Below are 26760 nucleotides of genomic sequence, written 5' to 3' on the forward strand. Positions count from 1 at the left end.
CGACGAGCTCGCGGGGCGTCAGCCGCGGTGACGGCGGCAGCATCGGGGCGCGCATCCGCGCTGGAGGGTACGGCAGCGGCACGGCGATCCGGGACTCGACCGTCGGTCGAGTGACCCGGTGCGGGCGCACAGCTATCGTCCGCCGCTCCTGTGAGCGTCCGCGTCGCCATCGAGCACCGCACGGTCTACCGCTTCGACCGTCCGGTCCGGCTCGGACCGCACGTCGTCCGGCTCCGTCCGGCGCCGCACTGCCGGACCCCGATCGACGGCTACGCGCTGACGGTCGGGCCCGACCCGCACCGCGTGGTCTGGCAGCAGGACCCGTTCGGCAACCACACCGCGCGGCTCGTCCACGCCGAGCCGGTGCGCGAGCTGTCGATCACCGTCGAGCTCGTCGCCGACCTCACGACGATCAACCCGTTCGACTTCTACCTCGACGAGGACGCCGCACGCTGGCCGTTCGCCTACCGCGAGCCGACCGCGACCGACCTCGGGCCGTTCCTCGTCCTCGAGCCGAGCTCCGCGCTCGACGCGTGGGTGGCGGCCTACGGGCGGCAGGAGCGCGGCACGATCGACCTGCTCGTCGACCTGACCGCCCGGATCGCGCAGGACGTCCGCTACGAGACGCGCCTGGAGGAGGGCGTCCAGACCCCGGACGAGACGTTCGAGCGCGCCGCGGGCTCGTGCCGGGACAGCGCCTGGCTGCTCGTGCAGCTGCTGCGCCGCCTCGGGGTCGCGGCCCGCTTCGCCTCCGGGTACCTCGTGCAGCTCGCGGGCACCGACGGCGACGGGCCCGCGCACGACAGCACCGACCTGCACGCCTGGGCCGAGGCGTACGTCCCGGGCGCCGGCTGGATCGGCCTGGACGCCACCTCCGGCCTGCTCGCCGGCGAGGGCCACATCCCGCTCTGCTGCACCTCCACCCCCGCGGCGGCCGCCCCGGTCAGCGGCACCAGCGAGGCCGCCGGCACGCTGACCTTCGCCAACGCGGTCCGGCGGCTCGAGGAGGACCCGGACGTCACCGCCCCGTACACGCCCGAGCAGTGGGAGCGCATCGACCGCCTCGGCCACGAGGTCGACGCGCGCCTGGAGGCGGGCGGGGTCGCGCTGACGATGGGCGGCGAGCCGACGTTCGTCGCGGTCGACGACCCCGACGCCCCCGAGTGGAACATCGCCGCGCTCGGCCCGACGAAGCACGGACGCGCGATCGAGCTCACCCACCGGCTCGCCGACGCCTTCGCCCCGGGGGCGCTCCTGCGCTACGGCCAGGGCAAGTGGTACCCGAGCGACCCGCTGCCGCGCTGGGAGATCGGCGTGCACTGGCGGCACGACGGCGTGCCGGTCTGGCGCGACCGGTCGCTGCAGGCCGACCCGACCACCGAGGGCTCCGCGACCGCCCAGGACGCCGAGGAGTTCGTCCGCGGCCTGCTGCCGCGGCTGGGCCTGCCCGCCGAGGCCGCCTACCCCGCCTACGAGGACACGATCGACGAGCTGTGGCGGGAGGCCCGCCTGCCCGGCGGCGACCCGCCGGAGCTCGAGGCCCCGGACCCGACCGACCCGCGGCTCGCCGCGTCGGTGGCGCGGGCCGCGTTCATCGAGCAGCTCGACGCGCGCACCGGCGACCCGGTCGGCTGGGCGGTCCCGCTGCACCGGGCCCCGGGCGACGAGGAGTGGTCGACGGGCCGCTGGGCGCTGCGCCGCGGACGGCTGTTCCTCACCCCGGGCGACTCGCCGATCGGCTTGCGGCTGCCGCTCGACGCCCTGACCTGGCGGCCGCCGGAGTTCGTGCCCGAGCCGTCCGTGTTCGCCGAGGTCGCCCCGCTGCCCGTCCCCGCCGACGCGGTCCCGGGCGAGCCCGGGTCGGCGCCGCCGACGGACGTCGCCGCAGCGCCCACCGACACGCCCGCGCCCGCGCCCGCGCCCGCCGACGCGCGGCTCGTCGAGCCGCCCCCGATCACGACGCTCACCGCCCAGGTCCGCGCCAGCGGGCACCTGCACGTGTTCCTCCCGCCGCTCACCGCGCTCGAGCACGCGCTCGAGCTCCTGCGGGCGATCGAGGACACCGCCGCCGAGATCGGGGTGCCCGTCGTCATCGAGGGCTACGCGCCCCCGTCGGACCGGCGCGCCGGCCGCTTCGTCGTCACGCCCGACCCGGGCGTCATCGAGGTGAACATCCACCCCAGCGCGAGCTGGCCCGAGCTGTGCGAGCGCTCCCGCACGATCGTCGACGCCGCCCGCGAGACCGGGCTCGCCGCCGAGAAGTTCGCGCTCGACGGCACCCACACCGGGACCGGCGGCGGCAGCCACCTCACCGTCGGCGGCGCGACGCCCGCGCAGAGCCCGTTCCTGCGCCGTCCCGACCTGCTGCGCAGCCTCATCACCTACTGGCAGATCCACCCGTCGCTCTCCTACGTGTTCTCCGGCCGGTTCGTCGGCCCCACGAGCCAGGCGCCGCGCATCGACGAGGCCCGCCACGAGGCGCTCTACGAGCTGGAGATCGCGTTCGCGGAGCTCGAGAGGCTCGGCGAGCAGGCGCGCGAGAACGGCTGGGAGACCCCCGCCTGGCAGGTCGACCGGCTGCTGCGCAACATCCTCACCGACCTGACCGGCAACACGCACCGCGCCGAGTTCTGCATCGACAAGCTCCACAACCCCGCGCTCGAGAGCGGCCGCATCGGCGTCCTGGAGCTGCGCGGCTTCGAGATGCCGCCGCACGTCGACATGGGCCTCGTGCAGGCGCTGCTCGTCCGGACCCTGATCGCGCGCTTCGCGGAGACCCCGTTCACCGCGCCGCTGCGCCGCTGGGGCACCGAGCTGCACGACCGCTTCCTGCTGCCCTGGTGGGCCGCGGAGGACCTCCGCGCCGTCGCCGCCGACCTGCGCGACAGCGGCTTCGCCTTCGACGACGACTGGCTCGACCCGTTCCTGCACTTCCGCTTCCCGCGCCTGGGCGAGGTCACGCTCGACGGCACCCGGATCGAGCTGCGCCGCGCGATCGAGCCGTGGAACGTGCTCGGGGAGGAGGCGACCACCAGCGGCACCGCCCGGATGGTCGACTCCTCGCTCGAGCGGCTGCAGGTCCGCGTCGACCACCTCGATCCCGACCGTCACCTCGTCACCTGCAACGGGCACGCGCTGCCGCTGCACCCGACCGCCGTGCCCGGCGTGCAGGTCGCCGGGGTGCGCTATCGGGCGTGGAGCCTGTGGTCGGCGCTGCACCCGACGATCGGCGTGCACGCCCCGCTGGAGCTCGAGCTCGTCGACCGGCGCACGCGCCGCTCCCTGGGCGGCTGCACCTACCACGTGACCGAGCCCGACGGGCGCGCCTACGGCGGCGTGCCCCGTGGCGCGAAGGAGGCGGAGGCCCGCCGGGCGTCCCGCTTCGTGCCCGGTGGACGCCCCGGGACGATCGTCGACGCGCTCGACCCCGGCTGGGACGCCGACTACCCTCGGACGCTCGATCTCCGCCGGAAGCCCGTCCGGCCGCGCTCCTGACCCCCCGTGAACCCGCCCACGGCCACCACCGACGCGCCGTACCGGCCCCTGGACGGGTGCTACGACGAGATGGTCGACGCGCGGGGCGAGACGCGCGAGCACTGGACGCCGCTGGCCGGGCGCTGCGCGGCCTCGGGACCGCGGCGCTGCTGGACCGGCGCGCCGAGGCCGCCCGGCTGCTCGACCAGGACGGCGTCGTCTACCACGCCTACGAGGACCAGCGCTCCGACGCGTGGCTGCTCGACCCGCTGCCCACCGTCCTGACCAGCCGCGAGTGGCTGCTGCTCGAGGCGGGCCTGATCGAGCGCGCCGAGCTGCTCAACCTCGTGCTCGAGGACCTCTACGGCGCGCGGGACCTGCTGCGCCGCGGCATCGTGCCGCCCGAGGTCGTGTACGGCCACGACGGCTTCCTGCGCGCCTGCGACGGCATCCGCCTGCCCGGCACCCAGCAGCTCTTCTCCTACGCCGCCGACCTCGGCCGTGACGCGAGCGGCGCCTGGGTCGTCGTCAGCGACCGCGCGCAGGCCCCGTCCGGCTTCGGGTACGCGCTCGAGAACCGGCTCGTCGTCTCGCGCGTGCTGCCGTCCCTGTACCGCGACGCGCACGTCCACCGGCTCGCCCCGTTCTTCCGTCAGCTGCGCACCGCCCTGCAGGAGGCCGCCCCGCCCGGCGTCGACGACCCGCGGATCGTCGTGCTCTCCCCGGGCCCGTGGAACGAGACCGCGTTCGAGCACGGCATCCTCGCCTCGACGCTCGGCTACCCGCTCGTGGAGGGCGCCGACCTCACCGTGCGACGCGACGGCGTGTGGATGCGCTCGCTCGGGCGGCTCGAGCCCGTGCACGTCATCCTGCGCCGCGTCGACGGCGACTCCTGCGACCCGCTGGAGCTGCGCGCCGACTCGCTGCTCGGCGTGCCCGGGCTGGTCGAGGCCAGCCGCCGCGGCGTCGTCAGCGTCGTCAACACGCTCGGATCCAGCGCCCTGGAGAACCCGGCGCTGCTCGCGTACCTGCCGCGCATCAGCCGCCACCTGCTCGGACGCGAGCTGCGCCTGCCGACCGTGCCGAGCTGGTGGTGCGGGGACGAGGACGGGCGCGCGGAGGTGCTCGCGCGCCTCGACGAGCTCGTCGTCCGGCCACTCTCGCGCGGCGCCGGCAGCGCCACCGTCTTCGGCTGGGAGCTCAGCAACCACGAGCTCGAGGAGCTGCGCGCCCGCATCGAGGCACGCCCCGGGGCGTGGGTCGGGCAGGAGCGCGTCATCACCTCGAGCACGCCGACGCTCACCGACGACGGGCTCGTCGCGCGCCGCAGCCTGCTGCGGTCCTTCGCCGTCGCGCGCAACGACTCCTACGCGGTGATGCCCGGGGGCTCACCCGCGTCGCGCCCGACGACGGCGACGGGCGCATCAGCAATCAGGCGGGCGCGATCTCCAAGGACACCTGGGTCCTGGCCAGCGAGCCCGAGCACCTCACCGGCTTCTGGCTGCAGACCGGGCCGGTCGTCGAGGGCATCGACCCGATGGCGCAGGTGCCCTCGCGCGTCGCCGAGAACCTCTTCTGGCTCGGCCGCTACGCCGAGCGCGCCGAGTCCGTCACGCGGCTGCTGCGCGTCATCGACGACCGGCGCACGGAGTTCGAGGGCAGCGACAACCCCGCCGGGGTGGAGGCGCTGCGCACGCTGCTGCAGGCCGTCACGCGCGTGACCGCGACCGAGCCCGGGTTCCTCGGCGCCGGCGCCACGCAGCGCCTCGCGAGCCCCGGGACCGAGCTGCGCGACCTCGTCATCGACGAGCGCCGGCCGGGCACGGTCGGCCACGCGGTCCGCGGCATGCTCGGGGCCGCGTACGCGGTGCGCGACCAGCTCTCGACCGACACGTTCCTCGTCGTCGGCACGCTCGACCGCACGATCGGCGGGATCTCCGGGGCGGCGCGCGCCGCGACCGTGCAGGCCGCGCTCGGCAAGGTCATGCAGTCGGTGCTCGCGTTCTCCGGCCTCGCGCAGGAGAGCATGGTCCGCGACCTCGGCTGGCGCTTCATGGACGCGGGACGACGGCTCGAGCGCGCCCTGCAGCTGCTCGCGCTGCTGCGCGCCACCGTCACGACGGACCGCGGCACCGCGGCCGACAGCCTCGTGCTCGAGAGCGTCCTGGCGGCCGGCGAGTCGCTCATCACCTACCGCCGCCGCTACCGCTCGCAGGCGCAGCTCGCGACGCTGCTCGACCTGCTGCTGCTCGACGACGGCAACCCCCGCTCGCTGGCCCACCAGCTCGCCCGGGCCGCGGAGGACCTCGCCGAGCTGCCCGCGGGCAGCGGCCGCCTGCGCGAGGACCAGCGCCGCGTGCTCGAGGCGTCGACCGCGCTGCAGCTCGCGGACGTCGGCGGCCTCGCGCTGTCCGGGGCCGACGGCGACCGGCCGGCGCTGTCCGCGTTCCTGGACGAGCAGCTGCGGCTGCTCGAGGAGGCGGCGCTCGCCCTGGAGCGCGACCACTTCGTCCACCGGCTGCCGCAGAGGACGCTGTCGTGAGCACCCGCTACCGCGTCGTCCACCGCACGCAGTACACGTACGCCTCCGTCGTCAACCCGAGCTACTCGCAGCTGCACCTGCTGCCGCGCGACGTGCCCGGACAGCGCTGCGTCTCCAGCGAGGTCGTCGTGTCCCCGCGGCCGGAGGACTACCGCGAGCACGTCGACTTCTTCGGCAACCGCGTCGGGTACGTCGCGATCCACCGCCCGCACAAGACGCTCACGGTCACGGCCACGAGCGTCGTCGAGGTCGACGACCGGCCCGCCGGCCTGCCGCTGCTCGGCCGCCGGCCGTGGGAGGAGGTCCCCGTCGCGCTGCGCGAGACCGACCCGCTGTGGGCCGCGCACTACACGCTCGACTCGCCGCTGGTGGCCGCGTCCGAGGCGGCCCGCGCGTACGCGGAGCCGTCCTTCCCGCCGGGCCGTGACGTGGCGGAGGCGGCCACCGACCTGTGCGCGCGCATCCACCGCGACTTCACCTTCGACGCGAAGGCGACGACCGTCGCCACCCCGCTGGAGGAGGTGCTGCGCGACCGGCGCGGCGTCTGCCAGGACTTCGCGCACGTCGGCATCGCGTGCGTGCGCGCGATGGGCCTGCCCGCCCGCTACGTGTCCGGCTACCTGGAGACCGACCCGCCGCCCGGCAAGCCGAAGCTCGTCGGCGCCGACGTCTCGCACGCGTGGTTCAGCGTCCTGCTGCCCGAGGTCGGCTGGCTCGACCTCGACCCCACGAACGACCAGGTCGTCGGGTCCCGCTACGTCGTCACCGCGTACGGGCGCGACTACCAGGACCTGCCCCCGGTGAGCGGCGTGATCTTCACCGAGGGCCGGACGAAGAAGCTCGAGGTCACGGTCGACGTGACCGCCCTCTGACGGTCACGTCGACGCCCGCCCCGCTCAGCCGCCGGTGTAGCCGGCGATCTGGAACCGGTGCGGGTACGGGAACGCGCCGCCCGCCGCCACGATCCGGTCGCCCACGACCACGACGTCGTTGAAGAACCCGGGCGAGCCCGCCGAGGGCACCGTGCGCACGCCGCCGGCGGCGAACGCGGAGTCCGGCTGACCGCTCGCGCTCACCCGACCGAGCACCGCGTGCGTGTCGAGCGCGAAGTCCGACCCGGCGATGACGTAGCCGCCGGCGGCGCGGCGCGCGAGGCCCGGGGCCTCGCAGCCGTCCGGGAGCGCGAGCGTGATCGAGCCGCCGGCGCCGAACGCCGTGTCGACGCCGCCCTGCGGCGTGATCTTCGCGACCGTGCACTGCGGGCGCGGGGTCGCGCTCGTGCGACCGCTGAGGACGAGGGAGCCGTCGGGCTCCCCGACGATCGCGGTCGCGGACGCCACCCGGTCGGGGTCGAGCACGCGGCGACCGGGGGTCCCGGCGTCACCCCAGAGCGCGTCGACCTGCACGTCGCCGGCGCCGGACTGCGGCGCGAGGCGCAGCACGACGCCCTCGGAGTACCCCGGACGCGCGCTGTCGATCGTGAACCCGCTGAGCACCAGGCCGGTGAGGGCGCCGCCCGCGGTCTGCATGGCCATGTCGGTGATCTGGCAGCCGCTGCCGCCGCCCCCGGCGATGTCGCAGGCGTTCGCGGGGAGCGTGACGAGGCCGTCGCCGCCGTTGTCGAACGTCGGGTCCGGGGTGCCGTCCGCGGTGAAGCGGGCGGCGAACACGCGCGAGGAGATGCCGTCGGCGTAGTCGCCGGCCACGACGATCCGGCCGTCGGGCTGGATCGCGACGGCCTGCCCCCTCACGCGCAACGCCCCGGGGACCGGGATCGAGGCGAGGCCGCTGGAGCCGAACGTCCCGTCGGGCGTGCCGGCGGACGTGAGCCCGTAGACGCGGACGTCGCCGAGCGAGGTGGTCTCGCCGACCAGCAGGATCCGGCCCGAAGGCGCGACGGCGGCGTCGCGGCCCCCGAGGTCGATCCCGCTCTCGATGAAGGTCGCCGTGCCGCCGCTGCCGTAGGTGTCGAGCGCGCCGTTGGCCGTGTAGCGCGCCGTCGCCCAGTCGTAGGCGCTGCCGCGCTCGCGCAGGCCGATGAGCACGAACTTGCCGTCCGGGCCGGTCGCGATCCGGTTGACGTACGCGCTGCGCTGCATGCCGCCCTGGCTGAAGGGCAGCGACTCGACGCCCCCGAGACCGAAGGTCGGGTCGAGCGTCGCGGGCGGCAGGCCGCTCACGTCGGGCGCGCCGCCGCCCCCGGTGGCCGGAACCTTCGGCCGGAAGTTCGCGGCGACGATGAGCGACGGCCCGGGCCGGTCGGTCACCAGGCCGACCCGGCAGGTCTCGCCCTTGTTCGGGTTGCCCTTCGTGCAGCCCTCGAAGCTCGCGATCTCCGAGCCCGCCGCCGGCTTGGCGTCGAGGTCCACGCTGTCACCGGTGACGAAGAGGTGCGAGCAGACCGGCGGGCACGAGATCTCCCCGCCCGCGGACACGAGGGCGCCGCTCCCGCTGCCGGTGATCTGCACGGTGATGCGCGTGCCCGGGACCGTCGGCGCGGTGATCCGCGGCGCCTCGATCGCGGCCTGCTGGGTGGAGTTCACCTGGTCACGGATCGTGACCTGGCGGGCGGTGATCCGGGTGCGCGGCACCCGCACGAACTGCGCCTCGGTCCTCGCCGCGGCGGCGTACGTGTCGGGCACCTGCAGCGGCAGCCGCTTGGCGACGTCCGCCCAGCGCGTGGCGACCGCCGCGTTGCCGAGCTCGGCGCGGATGAAGTCGACGACCGCCGGGCTCTTCTTCGCCGCCTGGTAGGAGAGCGGCTCGCCGAGCGTGCCGAAGATCAGCTCGTACATCGTGCGCGTCCGCGCGTTCATCTTCGCGCCACCCGTGGAGATGGTGCCCGCGGTCTGCGGCGGGGCCTGCCGGAAGCGCCCGTGCACGTCGACGGGACGGTGCGCCGCCCGCAGCGCGTTGCGGGCGCCGAGGACCTTGAGGTAGCCGCTCCAGTTGCCCAGCGCGGTCGTGAGCGCGTTGCGCACGGTGAACGTGGTCGCCCGTCCGGTCTTCGCCGACACGGACCGCACCCAGAACGACCGGTTGGCGGTCGCGTTGGTGACCTTCACGGTGAACGAGGCGGTCTTCGGCGTCGTGGCCTTCGTCTTCTTGCGGACGAGGAACACGAGGACGTTGCGGACGGCGGCGCTGCCCTGGCCCTGGACGGGCGCGGTCGCGACGTAGACCTTGGTGGTGCGCCGCAGCCGCTTCCAGGCGCTCGAGCGGATGTCGATGCCGAGGGTCCCGACGGTCTGCCCGACGGCGCGCGTGGCGCCCGGCCGGGATCGCGGCACCTTCGTGCTCGTACGGCGCACCTGCACGACGCCGTAGGAGACGTCGCCGGGTGCGGGGGCGGCGAGGACGAACGAGGCGGGCTTGGCCTTCTGGGCGACGGCGGCCGACGGTGCGACGGCGGCGACCGCGAGCAGACCGACGGCAACGGACGCGGCTGTGGCGCGCGCGGCCCGGGAACCTGCGGGCATGAGGACTCCTGAGGACGAGTGAACCGCTGACCGCGGCCCCTGGACGGGCGCGAATGTACCGGCTGTCGCACCTTCGTGCCACTGCCGCACCGCGTTCAGGTGTAGTCGACGCTCTCCGGGGTCGCGCGGTGCTTCCAGTAGCCGAGCACCTGGACCGCGCCGGCGCACGCGGGCAGGTGGGCGGCGACGTGCCGTCGCACGTCGCGCATGACGAGCGCCTCGCCGCCGCCCCAGCACTGCCCGCGGGTCGTCGGCAGCTCCAGCGTCCGCAGCGTGTCGATCACCACCGTCGACGTCCCCGGCGCGGTGTCCCCGCGCACGCACCAGTGCCAGTCCACGTCCGCGGCGCTGTCCACCGGGGCCCGCTCCGCCTCGTCCTGGACCTCGACGAGCGCGATCGTCCGGTGGCCGGCCGGCAGCTGCTCGACGATCGCCTGCAGGGCGGGCAGCCCGGTCTCGTCCGCGGCCAGCAGGCTCCAACCGGCGTCGGCGACCGGCTCCCAGTGGGTGCGCGGTCCGGCGTGGCCGACCCTGTCACCCGGACGGGCGTTGAGCGCCCAGCGCGCCGCGATCCCCGCGGGGCCGTGCAGGAACACGTCGACGTCGATGGTCGCGTCCGCCGGGGCGCTGCGGCGGACGGTGAAGTTGCGCCAGTGCTGCTCGGGGCCGCCGGGCGGGAAGCGCCAGCCCTCGCGCGGGAGCACGAGCTCCTCCCCGGGACCGGCGAAGCCGAGCGTGACGATCTCCCCGGGCTGCTCGATCCCGGGATCGCCGAACGCGTCCGCGGCGAGCGTCAGGCGCAGCATCCGCGGCGTGAGCGCGCGTCGCGCCACGACCGTGGCGATGCCGGCGTGCAGCGGGAACGGCCGGGTCATGCGGGCAGCTCCTGCGCAACCGCCGTGCGCGCCGCCGGGATGACGAGCGGGGCGCCGGTCTCCGGGTCCTCGATCACCCGGCAGCGCAGGCCGAAGACGCGCTCGACGAGGGCGGCGTCGACGATCGCGCGCGGGTCGCCCTGCGCGACGATCGCCCCCTCGCGCATCGCGACGAGGTGCGTCGCGTAACGGCAGGCGTGGTTGAGGTCGTGCAGGACCGCCACCAGCGTGCGGCCGCGCTCGTGCAGCTCGGCGCACAGGTCGAGCACCTCGACCTGGTGGGCGATGTCCAGGAACGTCGTCGGCTCGTCCAGCAGCAGGATCGGCGTGTCCTGCGCGAGCGCCATCGCCAGCCAGACCCGCTGGCGCTGACCGCCGGAGAGCTCGTCGACGATTCGGTCGGCGAGGTCCGTCACGCCGGTGGCGTCCATCGCCGTGGCGACCGCCTGCTCGTCGGCGACCGACCACTGCCGCAGCAGCCGCTGATGGGGATAGCGGCCCCGGGCGACGAGGTCCGCGACCGTGATCCCGTCCGGGGCGATCGCGCTCTGCGGCAGCAGGCCGAGCTCGCGCGCGACCGCCCGCGACGGCTGCGCGCCGATGTCGCGCCCGTCGAGCAGGACCGTCCCGGTGCGGGGGCGCAGCATCCGCGCGAGCGCGCGCAGCAGCGTGCTCTTGCCGCACGCGTTCGGGCCGACGATCACGGTGAAGGAGCCGTCGGCGATCGCGAGGTCGAGGTCGCGCGCGACGACCCGCCGGTCGTAGGCGAGCTCGAGGTCGGTGGCGGTGAGGCGGGGGCTCATCGGGTTCTCCACTCCTGGGTCAGCAGCCAAGCGAGGAAGACGCCGCCGACGAGGCCGGTGACGACGCCCACGGGCAGGTCCTGGTCGAGCAGCCGCTGGGCGGCGAAGTCGCCGGCGGCCATGAGCGTCGCGCCGGTCAGGGCGCTCGTGCCGAGGCCGGGGACGGCGGCACGCGTCAGGCGCCGGGCGATCTGCGGGGAGGCGAGCGCGACGAACAGCACCGGCCCGGTCGACGCGGTCCCCACCGCGGTCAGCGCCACGGCGAGCGCGGCGAGCGCCAGGCGCGCGCGCTGCACCCCGACCCCCAGCGCGCTGGCGGCGTCGTCCCCGAGTTCGAGCAGCTGCATCGAGCGGGACAGCAGCAGCGCCAGCGGCAGCAGCACCGCGAGCGCGGCCGCGACCGGCCAGACGTGCTCCCAGCCGCGCCCGTTGAGGCTGCCGACGAGCCAGTGCGACGCCTCCAGCGCGTCCTCGCGGGTGGCGCGGGTGATCAGGTAGTCGTTGAGCGAGTAGAGCGCGTAGCCGATCCCGATGCCGACGAGCACCAGCCGGTAGCCCTGCACGCCGCCGCGGAACGCGAGCAGGTACACGACCGCCGCGGTGACGACGCCGCCCGCGACGGAGCCGAGCGCGATCGCGACCGCGCCGCCGCTCGTCGTGAGGATGACGAGCAGCGCCCCGCTCGCCGAGCCGGCGGTGAAGCCGATGACGTCCGGGCTCCCGAGCGGGTTGCGGGTGATCGACTGGAAGATCGCGCCCGCGACGCCGAACGCGGCGCCGACCAGCACCGCGGTGAGGACGCGCGGCAGGCGCAGCGTCTCGACGATGAACGCGTCCCCGGGGTCGCCGCGGCCGACGAGCACGGCGAGGACCTGGCCGACGGAGAGCGGGAAGTCCCCCGTGGTGAGTGCCAGCACGACGGTCGCGAACGTCAGCAGCGCGAGGGCCGCCCCGACGAGGAACGGACGGCGGTGCAGCCGCAGCGAGACGCGGCCGCCGGCGGCGCGGAGGACGATCGCGCTCACAGCTGCGCGATCCGGGTGCGGCGCACGAGCGCGATGAACACGGGCGCGCCGACGAGCGCGGTGACGATCCCGACCTGCAGCTCCCCGGGGCGCACGACGACGCGTCCGAGGACGTCGGCGGCGAGGATGAGGATCGGGCCGAGCAGCACGCAGTACGGGAACACCCAGCGCTGGTCGGGGCCGGTGATCGCGCGCGCGACGTGCGGGATCGTCAGGCCGACGAACGCGATCGGCCCGGCGGCGGCGGTCGCGGCGCCGCACAGGAGCGTGATCGCGACCGCGGCGAGGATCCGCGTGCGGCCGAGGTTGGCGCCGAGCGCGCGTCCGGTCTCGTCACCCAGCGCGATCGCGTTGAGCGACCGGGCGAGCCCGAGCGCGAGCAGCGTCCCGGCGAGCAGGAACGGCCCGACCTGCGCCAGCACGTCGAGGTCCCGGCCCGCGAGCGAGCCGACGCGCCAGAAGCGGAAGTCGTCGAACGCGACGGGGTCGAGCAGCGTGACGCCCTCGATGAACGCGCTGAGCGCCGCGTACGTCGCGGTCCCGGCGAGCGCGAGCCGGACTGGCGTCGCGCCACCGCGGCCCATCGAGCCCAGCGCGTAGACCGCGACCGACGCGAGCGCGGCACCGACGAAGGCGAACCACACGTAGCCGGAGGGGTCGCTGACGCCGAGGAAGCCGATCGCGACGACGACCGCCGCGGAGGCCCCGGCCTGCACGCCGAGGATGCCCGGGTCGGCGAGCGGGTTGCGCGTGATCGCCTGCATCAGCGCGCCGGAGAGGCCGAGGGCGACGCCGACCGCGATGCCCACGAGGGTCCGCGGGATCCGCAGGTCGCGGACGACCGCCGCGTCCTGCGAGCCGTCGTCGGCACGGAGGTGGTCGAGGACCTCGCCGAGCGGGATCGAGCGGGTGCCGACCGCCGCCGAGAGGCCGACGAGCAGCACGAGGACGGCGACGCCGAGCAGCAGTCCGGCGGGACGCGTGATGCGGGGGAGCCGGCGTTCGGCCGGCGGGATGGCTGCGACAGAGGACACGGATAAGGGTGCCCTAACGATGCTAGCGTGGTGACCATGCCTAAGGTCCTCTCCCTCCTCGCCGGCCTCGCGCTGGCCCTCCTCGTCCTCGCCGGGTGCGGTGACGACGACCCGTCGTCGGCCACCGGGGCGGGCACGGTCAGCACCGCAGCCGGCGCGTCCTTCCCCGCCACGATCACCCACCGCTACGGCTCGACCGAGATCGAGCGCGCCCCCGAGCGGATCGTCACCGTCGGCCTCGTCGAGCAGGACGCCCTGCTCGCGCTCGGCATCACCCCGGTCGCCACCACCGAGTGGTTCGGTGACCGGCCCGGCGCGATCTTCCCCTGGGCGAAGGACGAGCAGGGCGACGCCCCCGACCCGACGGTCCTGAAGTCCCCGACCGGCGCGGTCCAGTTCGAGAAGATCGCCGCGCTGCGCCCCGATCTCATCCTGGCCCTCTACGCGGACCTGAAGAAGACCGACTACGACAAGCTGTCGCGGATCGCCCCGGTCGTCGTCGCGCCGAAGCAGTACGTCCCCTACGGCATCCCCTGGCAGGACGTCACGACGATCGTCGGCCGTGCCGTCGGCCGCCCGGCGCAGGCCGCCGAGCTCGTCGACGGCGTCGAGCAGCAGCTCGCCGACGCCAAGGCCGCCCACCCCGAGTTCGCCGGTAGGCGCGGGCTCGTCGCCACCTACTTCGAGGGCAAGCCGTACGTGTACGGCCCCCAGGACCCGCGCGGGCGGCTGCTCACCACGCTCGGGTTCTCGCTTCCGGACGGCCTGCAGGAGTACGTCGGCACCGAGTTCGGCCGCGACCTCAGCGAGGAGCGCGCCGACCTCCTCGACGTCGACGCGATCACCTGGCTCGTCGCGTCCGACAAGGACCGCCAGGTCATCCGCGACCGCCCGACCTACCGGCGGCTGCCCGTCCGCCAGAAGGGCCGCGAGGTCTTCCTCGACGAGACCACCACGCTCGGCCAGGCCGCGTCCTTCATCAGCGTCCTCTCGATCCCCTACCTCCTCGACGAGCTCGTCCCGCAGCTCTCGACCGCCGTCGAGCGGGAGTAGCGGCCGGGCGGCTCTCCCAGGGTCGAGTGGACGCCAGATCCTTCCGCGAAGGACCTGCTGTCCACTCGGCGCCGCCGGCCGCAGGCGCCTGAGTTCGGCGTCCGGCGGGTAGACCGCGACGGATGAGGGATCTCCGCACGCCGACGCCCGTTGCCTCGTTCGAGCTGCACGAGCTGCGCTCCGAGCACGACCGGGTCGTCGTCCGGGGACGGTGGAGCGGCACGCGCGGCATGCGGTTCGTGCGCCCCACGCTGCTCGTCGGCGATCGTGAGGTGCTCGCCTCGCTGGAGCACAAGCCCTGGGCGCCCGACGAGGGCGCCCCCTGGACCGCGGCGTTCCCCTGGGAGGGGCCGGCGATCGAGCCGGGCGACGCCGCGCTGGCGGTGACGCCGGCGGTGACCGTCCCGCTCGCCCCCGAGGCGTCGCGGTCCGCGCCGCCGGCGGCCGCCCCTGCCCCTCGCGGCACGCCGCCCGCGCGTGCCGACCTGCCCGCGCCCGCCGCCCCGCCGGCGGATGTCGACCTGGCCACGCGCGCGGACGAGCGCGACGCCGTGCGCGCCGACCGGCCCGCGCCCGTGGCCGCCGACCGGCGTGACCGCGGATCCGGCGAGCCGTCCGCCTCCGCGGACCGGCCCGCGCCCGCCATGGAGGCACCGGGGGCGGACCCGGAGCTCGATCGGCTGCGGGCGCGGCTCGCCGGCGCCGAGCGCGACCGGGAGGAGGCGCGCGCGACCGCGAGCCGCCTGCGGGAGGACCTCGACGAGGCGCGCGAGCGACGGTTCGCGGCCGAGGACGCGCTCCGCGCCGCGCAGGAGCAGCGCCACCGCGCGGAGCTCGAGCGGGACGACGCGCGCGCCGACGGCCGCCGCTCCGAGGGCTGGGCCGAGCAGCAGAGCCGCCACGTGCGCAGCGTCCAGGAGGAGTCCGCCCGGCTGGTCCGGGAGCGCGACGACCTGCGCGCCGCGCTCGCCGCCGTGGAGCGCGAGCGCGACGAGGCGCTCCGTCGCGCCGACCACGCCCGCGAGGCGCGCGACGAGACGCTGATCGCCTTCCGCGCCCTGGAGCGCCGCGCGCGCACCGGCGACACCGCCGACCACGCCGCGCTCCCGGCCGCGACGCGCGAACGGCGCGCGCCGCGCCCGGAGGCCGAGGACCCGGCGCCCGCCGAGCGGCCGGCCGCCCGCGCGGAGTCCGCCCCCGAGCGGCCCGCTCCCGAGCGGCTCGTCCCCCGCGACGACGGGGACGACGACACGCAGCCGCCCGCCGACCGGCGCCGCGCGCACGCCGGCACGACCTTGACCGCGCCCGACGACGACCCCACGCTCGTGGCACCCGCCGACGACCCGGACGAGCCGCTCGGCGTCGTCGCGCTCCCCGCCGCGAAGGACCTCGCGGCGGACGTCCATCACGTCGACCGGCTGAGCGCCCGCCCGGTCACGGCGTTCGACGTCTGGGCCGTGCGGATCCTCGGCTCGGTCGCGGCGGTGTGCTTCCTCGGGCTGCTGCTGCTCCTGATGCTCACGTTCGCGTGAGCGCCAGCGCGGCGAGCGCCTCGCCCGCCGCCCGCTCGCCGGACTGGATCGCCCCGTCGATGTAGCCGTTCCAGGTCGTCGCGGTCTCCGTGCCCGCCCAGTGCAGCCGGCCGGTCGGGGCGCGCACCGCGCGGCCGAACGCCGTCCACGTGCCGGGGGTGAAGAAGCCCGCGTAGCAGCCGCGGGTCCACTCCTCCGTTGACCAGTCCCGGTCGACGTACTCCACCGGCCGGGCGGCCCGCTCGCCGAACAGCCGCGCGAGCGTGCCGGTGACCGCGCGGCGCCGCTCGTCGCTGGACCGTCCCGAGAACGCCCGCGCCTCCGCGCCCTCGAGGAACACGAGCAGCACGCCGATCCCGGTGCCGTGCGGCGAGTTGTCGAACACGACCTTGCCCGGGCCGCGCAGGCTGATCGCCTGTCCCGACAGCCCGTCCGCCCGCCAGAACGGCTCCTCGTAGACGGACATCGTCTTGATCACGGAGCCGTTGGGCACCCGCTGGGTGAGCTGGTCGCGCGCGGCCGGGAGCGCGGGCGCGTAGCTGATCCGGGCGGCGAGCGCGGGGGCGAGCGCGACGATCACGCGGCGGGCACGGTGCTCGCCGGCCTCGCCGCGGACCACCACCTCCTCGCCCCGGGTCGCGATCGAGCGGACCGGCTGCCCCAGCTGCACCATCCCGTCGGGGAGCGTCGCGGCGAGGTCGAGCGCGAGCCGCTGCGACCCGCCGACGATCCGGTCCTGCTGCGCGCCGCCCCGGGTCCCGAGGAGGAGGTCGAAGCCACCCGCCGCGTGCATGTAGAAGAGGACGTGCAGCAGCGACACGTCCCGGGGCTCGCACGCCCAGACCGCCGCGCACGAGAGCCGCAGCAGCTCGCGGCCGACCTCGGTCCGCAGCGACCGCACGATCCAGTCCTCGAACGTGCGGGCGTCCCAGCGCGCGGCACGGCGCGCGGCCCACGGCGCGTCCGTCGGCACCTGGCGGGCCATCGCCTCGAGCCGCAGCTGCGCCTGCCCGACGTCGACGAGGACCGCCGGGTTCAGCCGCGGGATGTCGCCCCGGTAGCGCGAGACGCCGCGGGCGTGCTCGACGAGGTTCAGCCCGGTCGCGTGCGTCGGGTACGTGCGCAGGCCGAGCCGCTGCGCGAGCGCGACGGCACGGTGCTGGGTCGGCCCGATCCACTGGCCGCCGACCTCGACCGTGCCCCCGTGGTCGAGGTCGTGGTTCAGGAGCCGTCCGCCGACGCGGTCGCGCGCCTCGAGCACGACGACGTCACGGCCCGCGCGGTGCAGCGCGTCCGCCGCGGTGAGGCCGGCGATCCCGGCGCCGACGACGAGGACGTCATGGGTCATGGTGCGACGCAGCCTACGATCCGCCCGTGACCGCTGCCGAGGATCGCCTGCGCGAGGACGTCGAGGCGCTCTGCCGGATCGTCCGGTCCAGCGCGGGGGAGGGGGAGCGCCGGGCCGCCGCGTGGGTGGCCGGGCAGCTGCGCGACGCCGGCCTGCGCCCGGTCGTGCAGCCCTACCGCTCGCCGCGCGGGTACGCGCTCGCGCACGCGTTGCACGACGCCGCCGGGCTCGCCGCGATCGGCCGCGGCGGCCTGCTCGGGGCGGCCCTGACGCTCGCGGTCCTGCGCTCCTACGAGCGCGAGACGAGCGGCCGCGACCAGTGGGTCCGCCGCGTCCTGCCGTCCGGGGAGGGCGTGAACGTCGTCGTGCGCATCCCGGGAACCGGCGCGGTGCGCCGCACGCTCGTCCTCGTCGCGCACCTCGACGCGGCGCCGACCGGCTGGGTCTGGCGTCCGGCCTTCGCCAACGCGGGCGCGGGTCTGGCCCGGCGCACGCGGCGGATGTCCCCCGTGATGGGCGCCCTCACGGGCGCGTTCCTCGCCGGTGCGGCGGGCAGCGCCGTCGAGCGGGCCGCGCCGCGGGCCGGCCGCGCGCTGCGGACCGGCGCGCTGGCGACGATCGGGGTCGGCCTCGCGGGGCTCGTCAGCGTCGCCCGCGGCGCGACCGTGCCCGGGGCGTCGGACAACGCGACGGGCGTCGCGGTCCTGCTCGGCCTCGCCCGCGCGCTGGCCGCCGCGCCGCCCGTGGACGTCGACGTCGTGCTCGTCCTCCCCGGCGGCGAGGAGGCCGGGATGGGCGGCATGCGTGCCTTCGCCGACGGGCCGGTCCTCGCGGCGGCGCTGGCGGCGGGGCCGGTCACGGTCGTCGGCGTCGACACGCTCGGCGGCGGGACCCCGATCGTCGCCGCGGCCGAGGGTGCGATGCGCACCCATCGCTTCGATCCGGAGGCCGTCGCGCTCGTGCAGGCGGGCGCCCGTGCGGCCGGGGAGGACCCGCCCGGGCGCTGGCGGATCGGCGCCTGGACCGACCCGATCCTCACCCAGCACCGCGGCATCCCGTCGACGACGCTGCTGAGCGTCGGCGACCGCGGCCACTACACCGAGTACCACCTGCCGACCGACACGCCCGACCGCGTCGACTGGGAGTGCGTGGAGCGGTGCGCGCGGATCGTCGCGGGCGTGGTCGTGGCCGCGTCCGGGTAGCCGTCGGACATGGCTTCACCATCGACGCTCGACGTCGGGGCCGCCCGGGTCCTGCTCCTCGACGCCCACGACCAGCTCCTCGCCCGTCGCGGCCGCTTCGTCCGCGCCGTCGAGGCGGAGGCCCTCGACCGCGTGGAGCGCGCACTGCAGAAGCTCGACGAGGGCACCTACGGGACCTGTGACGACTGTGGCCGCGCGATCGCCGCGACCCGGATCGACGCGGCGCCGGACAGCGTCCTGTGCGTCGCGTGCGAGGGCCGCGCCGCCCGCCGCCTCACCGCGCCTCGCAGCTGACCACCCGTACCATCCGGGCGCCATGACGGCGCCCGACGGCATCGACCCGCAGGACCTCCAGCACGCGCTGCGCGTGCTCGCCGACGCGCAGTCGCTGTCGCCGCAGCACCCCGACTCGATCGCGTTGCAGCGCGCGACCGCCGCGCTGTTCAAGGCGGCCAAGGACCGCCGCCGCGCGGAGCGCCGCGCCGAGGTGAAGGCCAACGACGACGCGGTGACCGCGGCGACGGCGACCGCCGCGCCCGACCGGATCGACGACGAGACCGAGGGCCTGCCGCTCGCCTCGCGGGCGGGCAACGGCTCGGCCGGCCGCCTCATCAAGGCACGCGCCTGCTACGTCTGCAAGGAGCGCTTCCACGAGGTCGACGCGTTCTACCACCAGCTCTGTCCGTCCTGCGCGGCGTTCAACCACGAGCGTCGCGACCAGCACACCGACCTGCGCGGCCGGCGCGCGCTGCTCACCGGCGGGCGCGCGAAGATCGGCATGCACATCGCGCTGCGGCTGCTGCGCGACGGCGCGGACCTCACGATCACCACGCGCTTCCCGCGGGACGCCGCGCGCCGCTTCGCGCAGCTGGCCGACAGCGAGGAGTGGCTGACGCGGCTGCACGTCGTCGGCGTGGATCTGCGCGACCCGGCGCAGGTCGTGGCGCTCGCCGACGAGGTCGCCGCGCGCGGCCCGCTCGACGTCCTGATCAACAACGCCGCGCAGACGGTCAAGCGCCGCCCGCAGGCCTACGCGCTCGTCGCGGCGGGGGAGCGCGAGCCGCTGCCGGGCGGGCCGCTGCCCGAGATCGTCCAGCTCGGCCGCTCCCCCGACGCGGACGCCCAGACCTCCCGGCCGGCGATCTCGACCCCGCACTGGTCCCCGACGCCGGACGTCGTGGCGTCGATGGCGCTGACCGCCGGGAGCGCATCGCTGGAGCGGATCGCCGCCGGTCGCGCGGTCGACGCGGGCGGCCTGATCCCGGATCTCGACGACACGAACAGCTGGATCGACGCGGTCGACCAGGTCGACCCGATCGAGATGCTCGAGGTCCAGCTCTGCAACGCGACGGCGCCGTTCATCCTCATCGGCCGCCTGCGCGCGACGCTGGCGGCGTCGACGGCGCGCCGCACGTACGTGGTCAACGTGTCCGCGATGGAGGGGCAGTTCGCGCGCGGCTACAAGGGGCCGGGGCACCCGCACACCAACATGGCGAAGGCCGCGCTGAACATGCTCACGCGCACGAGCGCGCAGGAGATGTTCCAGACCGACGGGATCCTGATGACCGCGGTCGACACCGGCTGGATCACCGACGAGCGCCCGCACCCGACGAAGGCGCGGTTGGCGGAGGCGGGCTTCCACGCGCCGCTGGACCTCGTGGACGGCGCTGCCCGTGTGTACGACCCGATCGTGCGCGGGGGAGGCGGGGGAGGACCTCTTCGGCGTGTTCCTCAAGGACTACCGGGTCGCTGACTGGTAAACCGCCCTACTCCACCATTTGACAACTACACAGTAGTGAAGTAGCTTGCGGTCCATGGTGCGAACCGTGGACCCCGAGACCCTCGCCGCCGAGCTGCTGTCCGGCGACCGCCCCGCCCTCGTCGACGTGCGCCCGGCCGCCGACGCCGCCGGCTGGACGCTCGACGGGGACGGCGTCACGACCGTGAACGTCCCCGCCGGCAGCGTGCTGGACCCCCCCGCACGCCGCCGCGGACCAGGTCCCCGCCGGCAGCGTGCTCGTGTGCACCCGCGGCCGCATGGCGACCGCCGTCGCGCAGGCGCTCCCGGAGAAGGACCTCCGGGTCCTCGACGGCGGGCTGCGCGCCTGGATCGGCCTGCTGCTGCCCCACCGCGTCGACGTCGGCGTCGACGGCCTCACCGTCCTGCAGGTCCAGCGCCCCGGTCGTGGCTGCCTCTCCTACGTCCTGGTCGCCGACGGGGAGGCGCTCGTCGTCGACCCGGCCCCGCACCCCGACGCGTACGTCGCGCTCGCCGCCGAGCACGGCGCGCGGATCGTCGGCGTGCTCGACACGCACCTGCACGCCGACCACCTCTCCGGGGCCCGCGCGCTCGCCGCCGCGGCCGACGCCCGTCACGTCGTCCCGGCCGCCACGGTCGACCGCGGCGTCGCGTTCACGCCCGACGCCACCGTCGCCGACGGGGCGACGCTCACGCTCGGGGCCCACGCCCTCCGCGTCGTCGCCCTGCCCGGCCACACGACCGACATGACCGGCCTGCTCGTCGGCGACCGCGCGATCCTCTCCGGCGACTCGCTGTTCGCCGACGGCATCGCCCGTCCCGACCTCGAGGTCGGCGACCTCGAGCGGTCCCGCGCGATGGCGCGCACGCTGCACGCGACCCTGCGCCACCAGGTCCTCTCGCTGCCCGGTGACGCGATCCTGCTCGGCGGTCACGCCCACCCCGGCCTGCGCGCGGGCGCGGTCGCGCCGACGCTCGACGAGGTCCGCGCCGCGGTGCCCGAGCTGGCGCTGGCGGACCCCGAGGCGTTCGCCGACGAGCTGCTGCGCGCGATGCCGCCGCGCCCCGCCAACTACGAGGCCGTCATCGAGGCCAACGCCGGCCGCACCGATCCCGATCCCGAGCTGGAGAGCGGCGGCAACAGCTGCTCCTCCCGCTGACCCCTCCCGCCCAGGAGCACCGACCATGGCCGTCCCGCATCCCATCCCCGCCGACCTCGCCGAGCTCATCGCCCAGCGCTTCCGCGTCATGGGTGACCCGCTGCGCATCCGCGCGCTCGACCTCCTGCGCGAGGAGGAGCTGTCCGTCGGGGAGCTCACCGAGCGCCTCGGCGCCTCGCAGCAGAACGTCTCCAAGCACCTCGGCGTCCTGCTCCAGGCCGGCATCGTCTCGCGGCGCAAGGAGGGCACCAGCTCGATCTACGCGATCGCCGACCGCGCCGTCTTCGACCTCTGCGAGCAGGTCTGCGGCGGGCTGCAGCAGCAGCTCTCCGAGCTGACCGCCCTGCTCGGCGGCACCGAGCAGGAGTCGGCACGATGAGCGCGCCGGCCTGCCCCGCCGACGCCGTGGCCCGCCGCACCGGCTGGCCGCTGGAGCGCGTGCTCTTCGCGATGGCCGGGACGATGACCGTCCTGGCCGCCGTCCTCGCCCTCGCGGTCAGCGAGTGGTTCGTCCTGCTGGCCGCGTTCGTCGGTCTCAACCAGTGGCTGTTCGTCGCCGTCGGCGACTGCCCGGCCTCCCTGATCCTCACCCGCGTCTTCCGTCTCCCCAGGAGCGTCCCCCGATGAGCACCACCGTTCCCCGTCCGCCCGCGCCCGTCTCTCAGGCCGCGGCGACGCCGCACCACCACGGCCCGATCGGCCGACTCGGCCGCTGGGCGGCCACGCATCGTCGTGCCGTGTTCGCCGTCTGGGCGGTCCTCGTCATCGGCCTGGGCGTCTTCGCCCCGAAGGTCGAGCACGCGCTCTCGGGGGCCGGCTGGCAGGACTCCGGCTCGGAGTCCGTCCAGGTCCGCGACCTCGTCCAGCAGGAGTTCGGCGGGCTGAACTCGACCGGGCTGATGGTCGCCCTGCACAGCACCACGGACACCGCGACCTCTCCCGCGTTCGCGCAGCGCATCGCCGCGGTCACGCGGGTGCTGCAGGAGGACGACCGGGTCTCGCAGGTCGTCGGGCCGCAGCCCGGCGTGACGATCAGCCAGGACGGCCGCACCGCGATCGTGATGGCCGGCGCCGCGGCGGACGCCAACGACATGGTCCGCGCGGCGGACGACCTGAAGGAGCCGGTGCGCGCGCTCGGGGACGACCGCATCGAGATCGCCATGACCGGCGCCTCGGGGCTGTGGTCGGACTTCAACGAGGCCAACCGCGCCGCGATGATGAAGAGCGAGCTCTACAGCTGGCCGGTCACCCTCAGCATCCTCGTGCTCGCGTTCGGCGGCCTCGCCGCCGCCGGTCTGCCGCTGCTGCTCACGATCCTCGGCCTGGTCGCCTCCGCCGGCTCCCTGTACCTCGGCACGCACGTGTTCGACATCTCGATCTGGGCGATGAACTTCGCGCTGATGTTCGCGCTCGCGCTCGGCATCGACTACGCGCTGTTCGTGGTGATGCGCTTCCGCGCCGCGCTGCGCGAGACGCCGGACGACGTCCCCGACGCGGTCGCGGCGACGATGGACACCGCCGGCAAGGCCGTGCTCTTCAGCGGCATCACCGTCCTGATCTCGCTCAGCGCGGTGATGCTCGTGGACAGCCCCGCGTTCCGGTCGATGGCCGGCGGGATCATGGTGAGCGTCATCTTCGTCCTCGCCGCGAGCCTGACGCTGCTGCCCGCGGTGCTCGGTCGCAAGGGGCACCGGATCAACGCCCGGGCGGTCCCGTGGGCGAAGACGAGCGAGCCGCGCTCCGCGCGCTTCGCCGCCTGGGGTGAGCGGCTCTGGGCCCGGCCCTGGCTCGCCGGTCTCGCGGCCCTCGGCGTCCTGCTGGCGCTCGCCGTCCCGGTCCTGCACCTCGACACGGGCATGCCGTCGATCAAGGTCGTGCCCCAGGAGGACTCCTCGCGCGTCGGCTACGGCCTGGTCCAGGACGCGTTCGGCCCCGGGGCGCCGGGCACGCTGCAGGTCGTCGTCCCGACCGCCGAGGCCGACGCGGCCCGCACCGCCCTGCAGGCCGACGGCGGGATCGCGCAGGTCGCCCCGGCCCAGCCCGGTCGCAGCGGCGACGTCGTGCTGCTCCAGGCCGTCCCCAGGACGGACCCCTCGGACCCGTCGGTCGGCGCGACGATCGACCGCCTGCGCGACACCCTGCCCGCGGGCAGCCAGGTCGGCGGGGCCACCGCGGAGAACCACGACCTCGAGCAGGAGCTCGCCGCCAAGACCCCACTGGTCATCGGCGTCGTCCTCGCGCTCGGCTTCCTGCTGCTGCTCGTGGCGCTGCAGGCGCCGCTCGTGGCGCTGATCGGCACGGTCACGAACCTCCTCGCCACGGGCGCGGCGTTCGGCGTCGCGAAGCTCGTCTTCCAGGACGGCCACGGGGCGAGCCTGCTCGGCTTCGAGTCCCAGGGCTTCCTCGACGCCTGGGGGCCCGTGTTCTTCTTCGCGATGATCTTCGCGATCTCGATGGACTACACGGTCTTCCTGCTGTCGTCCGCCAAGGAGCACTGGGACCGCACCGGTGACCCGAAGGAGGCGATGGTCGGCGGCCTCGCCCACTCCGGCCGCGTGATCTTCGCCGCCGCCGCCGTCATGGTCGCCGTGTTCTTCACCTTCGCGCTGTCCGGGCCGCTGCCCCCGAAGGAGATGGGGATCATCCTCGGCGTGGCCGTGCTGCTCGACGCGGCGCTCGTGCGCCTGCTGCTCGTGCCGGTCCTGCTGCGGCTGATCGGCCGCGCCGCCTGGGCGGTGCCCGCACCGCTCAAGCGGATCCTCCCCGACGTCCGGTTCGGTCACTGACATGGGGTTCCTCGATCGCCTCCTCGGGCGCTCCGCCGCCCTGACCCCGGCCGCCGCCCAGGAGCGGGCGGCGGCCGGGGAGCTGCTGCTCGTCGACGTCCGCGAGCCGGGGGAGTTCCGCTCCGGGCACGCGCCCGGGGCGCGGAACGTGCCCCTCGCCGGCGTCGGTGCCGCCTGCGCGCAGCTCGCCGCCGACGGCCGTGACGTCGCCTTCGTCTGCAAGTCCGGGATGCGCAGCGGCGCCGCGGTGAGCGCCGCCCGGCAACACGGTCTGCACGCGGCGAACGTCCGGGGTGGCATGCTGGCCTGGCAGCGGGCCGGACTCCCCACGACGACGAAGGGTCGCTAGATGCGCCGACGACTGCTGAGCACGTTGATCGCGCTCGCCGCCTCGGGCGGTCTGGTCGCCTGCGGTGGCGACGACCGCTCCACCGGCGCGACTCCCGATGCGTCGTTCACGACGGTCACGCCCGCGCAGATCGCACCGCGCGTTGCTGACGGCGAGGTCCTGCTCGTCGACGTCCGGGAGGACGACGAGTGGCAGGCAGGCCACGCCGGTGACGCGCAGCACGTGCCGCTCGCCGAGGTCCCCGGCCGGCTCGACCGGTTGCGTACCGAGGCGGCCGGCCGCCCGATCGCCTTCATCTGTCGCTCGGGCAACCGCAGCGGCCAGGCCGCACGCGCGGCGGTCGACGCCGGACTGACGCAGGTCATCAACGTCGACGGCGGCATGGGCGCCTGGCTGGCGGCCGGGCTGCCGATCGTCCCCGCCGACGGGCGGGTGCTCTGAGCTCGTGATCGCGCTCGCGATCCCGTTCGGCCTCGCCATCGGGCTCGTCGTCGGCACCGTCGGCGGCGGCGGGGCGATCCTCGCGCTGCCGGTGCTCGTCTACGTGCTCGGGGAGCCGCCCGGGCCCGCGTCGACGGCGTCGCTCGTCGTCGTCGCGCTCGCGGCGGCCGTCGGGGCGGGGCGTCCCGCGCTGGACGGCACGGTCTGCTGGCGGGTCGCGCTGCTGTTCGCCGGGCCGGCCGCGCTCGGCGCGCTCGGCGGCGCGGTGCTCAACGAGCAGGCCGACCCGAAGGTCCTCGTCCTGTCGTTCATCCCGGTGATGCTCACCGCGGCAGCGGCCACATGGCGGCGCGCGTGCGAGGACCACGAGGGGGGAGGAGGACGGCCTGTGCGCGGTCGTCACCGGCCGCCGGATCGCGCCGGCCGGGCTCGGCGTCGGGCTCCTGACCGGGTTCTTCGGGGTCGGTGGCGGCTTCGTCATCGTGCCGCTGCTGACGGTCTGGCTGGGCATGCGCTTCCGCCGGGCGGTCGCCACCTCGCTGGTCATCATCACGCTGACCGGGCTCGCCGCGCTCGCCAGCCACCTCGTCGCCGGCGCCGGTCTCGCCGACATCGGGCTGACCGCCGCGCTCGCGGGCGCCACCGCCACCGGGGCGCTGGCCGGGTCGTTCGTCGGCGCGCGGCTGCCGCAGGCCACGCTCGGCAAGGCGTTCGCCGTCATGGTCGTCGCGGTCGCCGCCTTCCTGCTGGTGGACGTCTCGCTGCTGGGCGGACCGCCCGGATAGGGTCCGGGCATGGCCCTCACCGGAACCGCGAGCGTCGAGATCGACGCGCCCATCCAGACCGTCTACGCCATCGCCGCCGAGCCCGGCATCGCGCCCAAGTGGCAGCCGGAGATCAAGTCCGCGGACGTCGTCGAGACCAACGCGGCGGGCGAGCAGACGAAGGTCGTCATGGAGACCGATCTGAAGGTCAAGACGATCGACGTGACGATGCGCTTCGCCTACACGCCGAACTCGGGCCTGACCTGGGAGCAGGAGAAGGGCGCGCTGAAGTCGATCAAGGGCCGCTGGGAGTTCGAGGACCTCGGCGGCGACCGCACGAAGGCGACCGTCCACATGGAGGTCGACTTCGGCCGCACGCTCGGCATGGTCATCCGCGGCCCGCTCGTCGACGTGCTGCGCGGCCAGCTCGTCGAGTCGATGCCCACGAAGCTGAAGACCTACGTCGAGGCGCAGGGCTGAGGCTCGGGGTCCGCGGGCCGCGCCCCGGGGACCTCGAACAGCGGGACGAACACGTGCGCGAGCGGCCCGATGCCGACCGCGTACACGAGCGTGCCGATCCCGACCGTGCCCCCGAGCACGGCGCCGACCACGAGCACGGCGACCTCGATCGTCGTGCGGACCGCCCGGATCGAGCCGCCGCGCAGCGCGACGTAGCCCGTCATCAGGCCGTCGCGCGGGCCCGGCCCAAGGCGCGCGCCGATGTAGAGGCCGGTCGCGACGCCGTTGAAGAGGACGCCGCCGAGCAGCAGTGCCCAGCGCGCCGCGAGATCGTCCGGGGTCTCGAGCGTCGTGAGCATCAGCTCGATGACGAGCCCGACGACGAGCACGTTGCTGACCGTCCCGAGGCCCGGACGCTGGCGCAGCGGGATCCACAGCAGCAGCACGGCCGCGCCGACGAGCATCACCCAGATGCCGACGCCGATCCCGGTCTGCCGGGAGAGGCCCTGGTGCAGCACGTCCCACGGATCGACGCCGAGCCCGGCGAGCAGGATCGCGCCGCCGCTGGCCCCGTAGAGCACGAGGCCGAGGTAGAGCTGGACGAGGCGGCGCGGCACGCGGCCATCCTCCCGCACCCGGGCTCGTCACCGGCGTGTCGTGCGGGCGACCGCCGTA

At 75.4% G+C, this 26760-nt stretch carries 22 protein-coding genes and 3 pseudogenes; 18 read left to right on the forward strand and 7 right to left on the reverse strand.

Annotated features, from left to right (window positions below):
• Positions 1 to 150: 150 nt before the first annotated feature.
• From GKE82_RS17480 to GKE82_RS30925, 4 genes and pseudogenes are all read left to right on the forward strand, one after another.
• Positions 151 to 3495, forward strand: coding sequence for a transglutaminase family protein (locus tag GKE82_RS17480; protein ID WP_309233680.1), 3345 nt, complete (start codon positions 151 to 153; stop codon positions 3493 to 3495).
• A 56-nt stretch (positions 3496 to 3551) separates the two neighbouring features.
• A pseudogene (locus GKE82_RS28855) lies at positions 3552 to 4802 on the forward strand (circularly permuted type 2 ATP-grasp protein); the annotation flags it as partial.
• Between the two features lie 218 nt (positions 4803 to 5020).
• Positions 5021 to 6016: an alpha-E domain-containing protein gene (locus tag GKE82_RS28860; protein WP_309233681.1), complete on the forward strand. Its 996-nt coding sequence runs from the start codon at positions 5021 to 5023 to the stop codon at positions 6014 to 6016.
• Positions 6013 to 6888 (forward strand): transglutaminase family protein, encoded by an 876-nt coding sequence (locus tag GKE82_RS30925; RefSeq protein WP_309233682.1) that lies wholly within the window; start codon positions 6013 to 6015, stop codon positions 6886 to 6888. Before GKE82_RS28860 ends, GKE82_RS30925 begins: the two co-directional genes overlap by 4 nt.
• Before the next feature lie 24 nt (positions 6889 to 6912).
• Here GKE82_RS30925 and GKE82_RS17500 read toward each other — a convergent pair whose 3' ends face one another.
• From GKE82_RS17500 to GKE82_RS17520, 5 genes are all read right to left on the reverse strand, one after another.
• Positions 6913 to 9495, reverse strand: coding sequence for a hypothetical protein (locus GKE82_RS17500; protein WP_154734175.1), 2583 nt, complete (start codon positions 9493 to 9495; stop codon positions 6913 to 6915).
• A gap of 95 nt (positions 9496 to 9590) precedes the next feature.
• Positions 9591 to 10370: a siderophore-interacting protein gene (locus tag GKE82_RS17505; RefSeq protein ID WP_154734176.1), complete on the reverse strand. Its 780-nt coding sequence runs from the start codon at positions 10368 to 10370 to the stop codon at positions 9591 to 9593.
• Positions 10367 to 11173 carry an ABC transporter ATP-binding protein gene (locus GKE82_RS17510; protein ID WP_154734177.1) on the reverse strand — a complete coding sequence of 269 codons (807 nt, stop codon included), beginning with the start codon at positions 11171 to 11173 and terminating at the stop codon, positions 10367 to 10369. Before GKE82_RS17510 ends, GKE82_RS17505 begins: the two co-directional genes overlap by 4 nt.
• Entirely contained in the window at positions 11170 to 12198 is a 1029-nt protein-coding gene (locus tag GKE82_RS17515) for an iron chelate uptake ABC transporter family permease subunit (RefSeq protein ID WP_309233683.1), read from the reverse strand. Before GKE82_RS17515 ends, GKE82_RS17510 begins: the two co-directional genes overlap by 4 nt.
• On the reverse strand, positions 12195 to 13232 hold the full coding sequence (locus tag GKE82_RS17520; protein ID WP_309233684.1) for an iron chelate uptake ABC transporter family permease subunit: 1038 nt from the start codon (positions 13230 to 13232) through the stop codon (positions 12195 to 12197). The genes GKE82_RS17515 and GKE82_RS17520 overlap by 4 nt, the downstream gene beginning before the upstream one ends.
• Positions 13233 to 13268: 36 nt before the next feature.
• On the opposite strand from GKE82_RS17520, the gene GKE82_RS17525 reads away from it, so the two are divergent.
• Together GKE82_RS17525 and GKE82_RS17530 are read left to right on the forward strand one after the other, a co-directional pair.
• Positions 13269 to 14285, forward strand: coding sequence for an iron-siderophore ABC transporter substrate-binding protein (locus GKE82_RS17525; protein WP_154734178.1), 1017 nt, complete (start codon positions 13269 to 13271; stop codon positions 14283 to 14285).
• Positions 14286 to 14407: 122 nt separating this feature from the next.
• Entirely contained in the window at positions 14408 to 15817 is a 1410-nt protein-coding gene (locus GKE82_RS17530) for a hypothetical protein (RefSeq protein WP_154734179.1), read from the forward strand.
• Here the strand turns inward: GKE82_RS17530 and GKE82_RS17535 are convergent.
• Complete coding sequence (locus tag GKE82_RS17535) at positions 15804 to 17177, reverse strand: flavin monoamine oxidase family protein (RefSeq protein WP_375337049.1); 1374 nt, start codon at positions 17175 to 17177, stop codon at positions 15804 to 15806. The genes GKE82_RS17530 and GKE82_RS17535 overlap by 14 nt on opposite strands.
• 14 nt (positions 17178 to 17191) lie before the next feature.
• On the opposite strand from GKE82_RS17535, the gene GKE82_RS30930 reads away from it, so the two are divergent.
• The 12 genes and pseudogenes from GKE82_RS30930 (at position 17192) to GKE82_RS17595 (ending at position 26106) form a co-directional block, all read left to right on the forward strand.
• Positions 17192 to 18367, forward strand: a complete 1176-nt coding sequence (locus tag GKE82_RS30930) for a M20/M25/M40 family metallo-hydrolase (protein WP_154734181.1) — start codon at positions 17192 to 17194, stop codon at positions 18365 to 18367.
• Positions 18368 to 18376: 9 nt separating this feature from the next.
• Positions 18377 to 18661 (forward strand): TraR/DksA C4-type zinc finger protein, encoded by a 285-nt coding sequence (locus GKE82_RS17545; protein WP_154734182.1) that lies wholly within the window; start codon positions 18377 to 18379, stop codon positions 18659 to 18661.
• Positions 18662 to 18683: 22 nt separating this feature from the next.
• A pseudogene (locus GKE82_RS17550) lies at positions 18684 to 20127 on the forward strand (SDR family NAD(P)-dependent oxidoreductase).
• Positions 20128 to 20404: 277 nt separating this feature from the next.
• Complete coding sequence (locus GKE82_RS17555) at positions 20405 to 21286, forward strand: MBL fold metallo-hydrolase (protein ID WP_154734183.1); 882 nt, start codon at positions 20405 to 20407, stop codon at positions 21284 to 21286.
• A gap of 25 nt (positions 21287 to 21311) precedes the next feature.
• A complete protein-coding gene (locus GKE82_RS17560; protein ID WP_154734184.1) occupies positions 21312 to 21665 on the forward strand; it encodes a helix-turn-helix transcriptional regulator in 354 nt (117 codons plus the stop codon).
• Positions 21662 to 21913 (forward strand): DUF2892 domain-containing protein, encoded by a 252-nt coding sequence (locus GKE82_RS17565; protein ID WP_154734185.1) that lies wholly within the window; start codon positions 21662 to 21664, stop codon positions 21911 to 21913. The genes GKE82_RS17560 and GKE82_RS17565 overlap by 4 nt, the downstream gene beginning before the upstream one ends.
• Positions 21910 to 24072, forward strand: a complete 2163-nt coding sequence (locus GKE82_RS17570; protein WP_154734186.1) for an MMPL family transporter — start codon at positions 21910 to 21912, stop codon at positions 24070 to 24072. The genes GKE82_RS17565 and GKE82_RS17570 overlap by 4 nt, the downstream gene beginning before the upstream one ends.
• A gap of 1 nt (position 24073) precedes the next feature.
• A complete protein-coding gene (locus tag GKE82_RS17575) occupies positions 24074 to 24421 on the forward strand; it encodes a rhodanese-like domain-containing protein (protein ID WP_154734187.1) in 348 nt (115 codons plus the stop codon).
• Positions 24422 to 24862 (forward strand): rhodanese-like domain-containing protein, encoded by a 441-nt coding sequence (locus tag GKE82_RS17580; protein ID WP_154734188.1) that lies wholly within the window; start codon positions 24422 to 24424, stop codon positions 24860 to 24862.
• A gap of 4 nt (positions 24863 to 24866) precedes the next feature.
• A pseudogene (locus tag GKE82_RS31570) lies at positions 24867 to 25190 on the forward strand (TSUP family transporter); the annotation flags it as partial.
• Between the two features lie 85 nt (positions 25191 to 25275).
• Positions 25276 to 25647 carry a TSUP family transporter gene (locus GKE82_RS30015; protein ID WP_309233818.1) on the forward strand — a complete coding sequence of 124 codons (372 nt, stop codon included), beginning with the start codon at positions 25276 to 25278 and terminating at the stop codon, positions 25645 to 25647.
• Between the two features lie 9 nt (positions 25648 to 25656).
• Complete coding sequence (locus tag GKE82_RS17595; RefSeq protein ID WP_107568357.1) at positions 25657 to 26106, forward strand: type II toxin-antitoxin system RatA family toxin; 450 nt, start codon at positions 25657 to 25659, stop codon at positions 26104 to 26106.
• Here the strand turns inward: GKE82_RS17595 and GKE82_RS17600 are convergent.
• A complete protein-coding gene (locus GKE82_RS17600) occupies positions 26085 to 26702 on the reverse strand; it encodes a YitT family protein (RefSeq protein WP_196189284.1) in 618 nt (205 codons plus the stop codon). The genes GKE82_RS17595 and GKE82_RS17600 overlap by 22 nt on opposite strands.
• Positions 26703 to 26760 lie beyond the last annotated feature (58 nt).

Origin of the sequence: Conexibacter sp. W3-3-2 (assembly GCF_009707605.1) — a bacterium.
Lineage (GTDB): Bacteria > Actinomycetota > Thermoleophilia > Solirubrobacterales > Solirubrobacteraceae > Paraconexibacter > Paraconexibacter algicola.

Excerpts from the sequence above, each read along its gene's own strand:
- GKE82_RS17500 (WP_154734175.1), bottom strand. The coding sequence starts at position 9,495 with ATGCCCGCAGGTTCCCGGGCCGCGCGCGCCACAGCCGCGTCCGTTGCC.
- GKE82_RS17505 (WP_154734176.1), bottom strand. The coding sequence starts at position 10,370 with ATGACCCGGCCGTTCCCGCTGCACGCCGGCATCGCCACGGTCGTGGCG.
- GKE82_RS17510 (WP_154734177.1), bottom strand. The coding sequence starts at position 11,173 with ATGAGCCCCCGCCTCACCGCCACCGACCTCGAGCTCGCCTACGACCGG.
- GKE82_RS17525 (WP_154734178.1), top strand. The coding sequence starts at position 13,269 with ATGCCTAAGGTCCTCTCCCTCCTCGCCGGCCTCGCGCTGGCCCTCCTC.
- GKE82_RS17530 (WP_154734179.1), top strand. The coding sequence starts at position 14,408 with ATGAGGGATCTCCGCACGCCGACGCCCGTTGCCTCGTTCGAGCTGCAC.
- GKE82_RS17545 (WP_154734182.1), top strand. The coding sequence starts at position 18,377 with ATGGCTTCACCATCGACGCTCGACGTCGGGGCCGCCCGGGTCCTGCTC.
- GKE82_RS17555 (WP_154734183.1), top strand. The coding sequence starts at position 20,405 with ATGGCGACCGCCGTCGCGCAGGCGCTCCCGGAGAAGGACCTCCGGGTC.
- GKE82_RS17560 (WP_154734184.1), top strand. The coding sequence starts at position 21,312 with ATGGCCGTCCCGCATCCCATCCCCGCCGACCTCGCCGAGCTCATCGCC.
- GKE82_RS17565 (WP_154734185.1), top strand. The coding sequence starts at position 21,662 with ATGAGCGCGCCGGCCTGCCCCGCCGACGCCGTGGCCCGCCGCACCGGC.
- GKE82_RS17570 (WP_154734186.1), top strand. The coding sequence starts at position 21,910 with ATGAGCACCACCGTTCCCCGTCCGCCCGCGCCCGTCTCTCAGGCCGCG.
- GKE82_RS17575 (WP_154734187.1), top strand. The coding sequence starts at position 24,074 with ATGGGGTTCCTCGATCGCCTCCTCGGGCGCTCCGCCGCCCTGACCCCG.
- GKE82_RS17580 (WP_154734188.1), top strand. The coding sequence starts at position 24,422 with ATGCGCCGACGACTGCTGAGCACGTTGATCGCGCTCGCCGCCTCGGGC.
- GKE82_RS17595 (WP_107568357.1), top strand. The coding sequence starts at position 25,657 with ATGGCCCTCACCGGAACCGCGAGCGTCGAGATCGACGCGCCCATCCAG.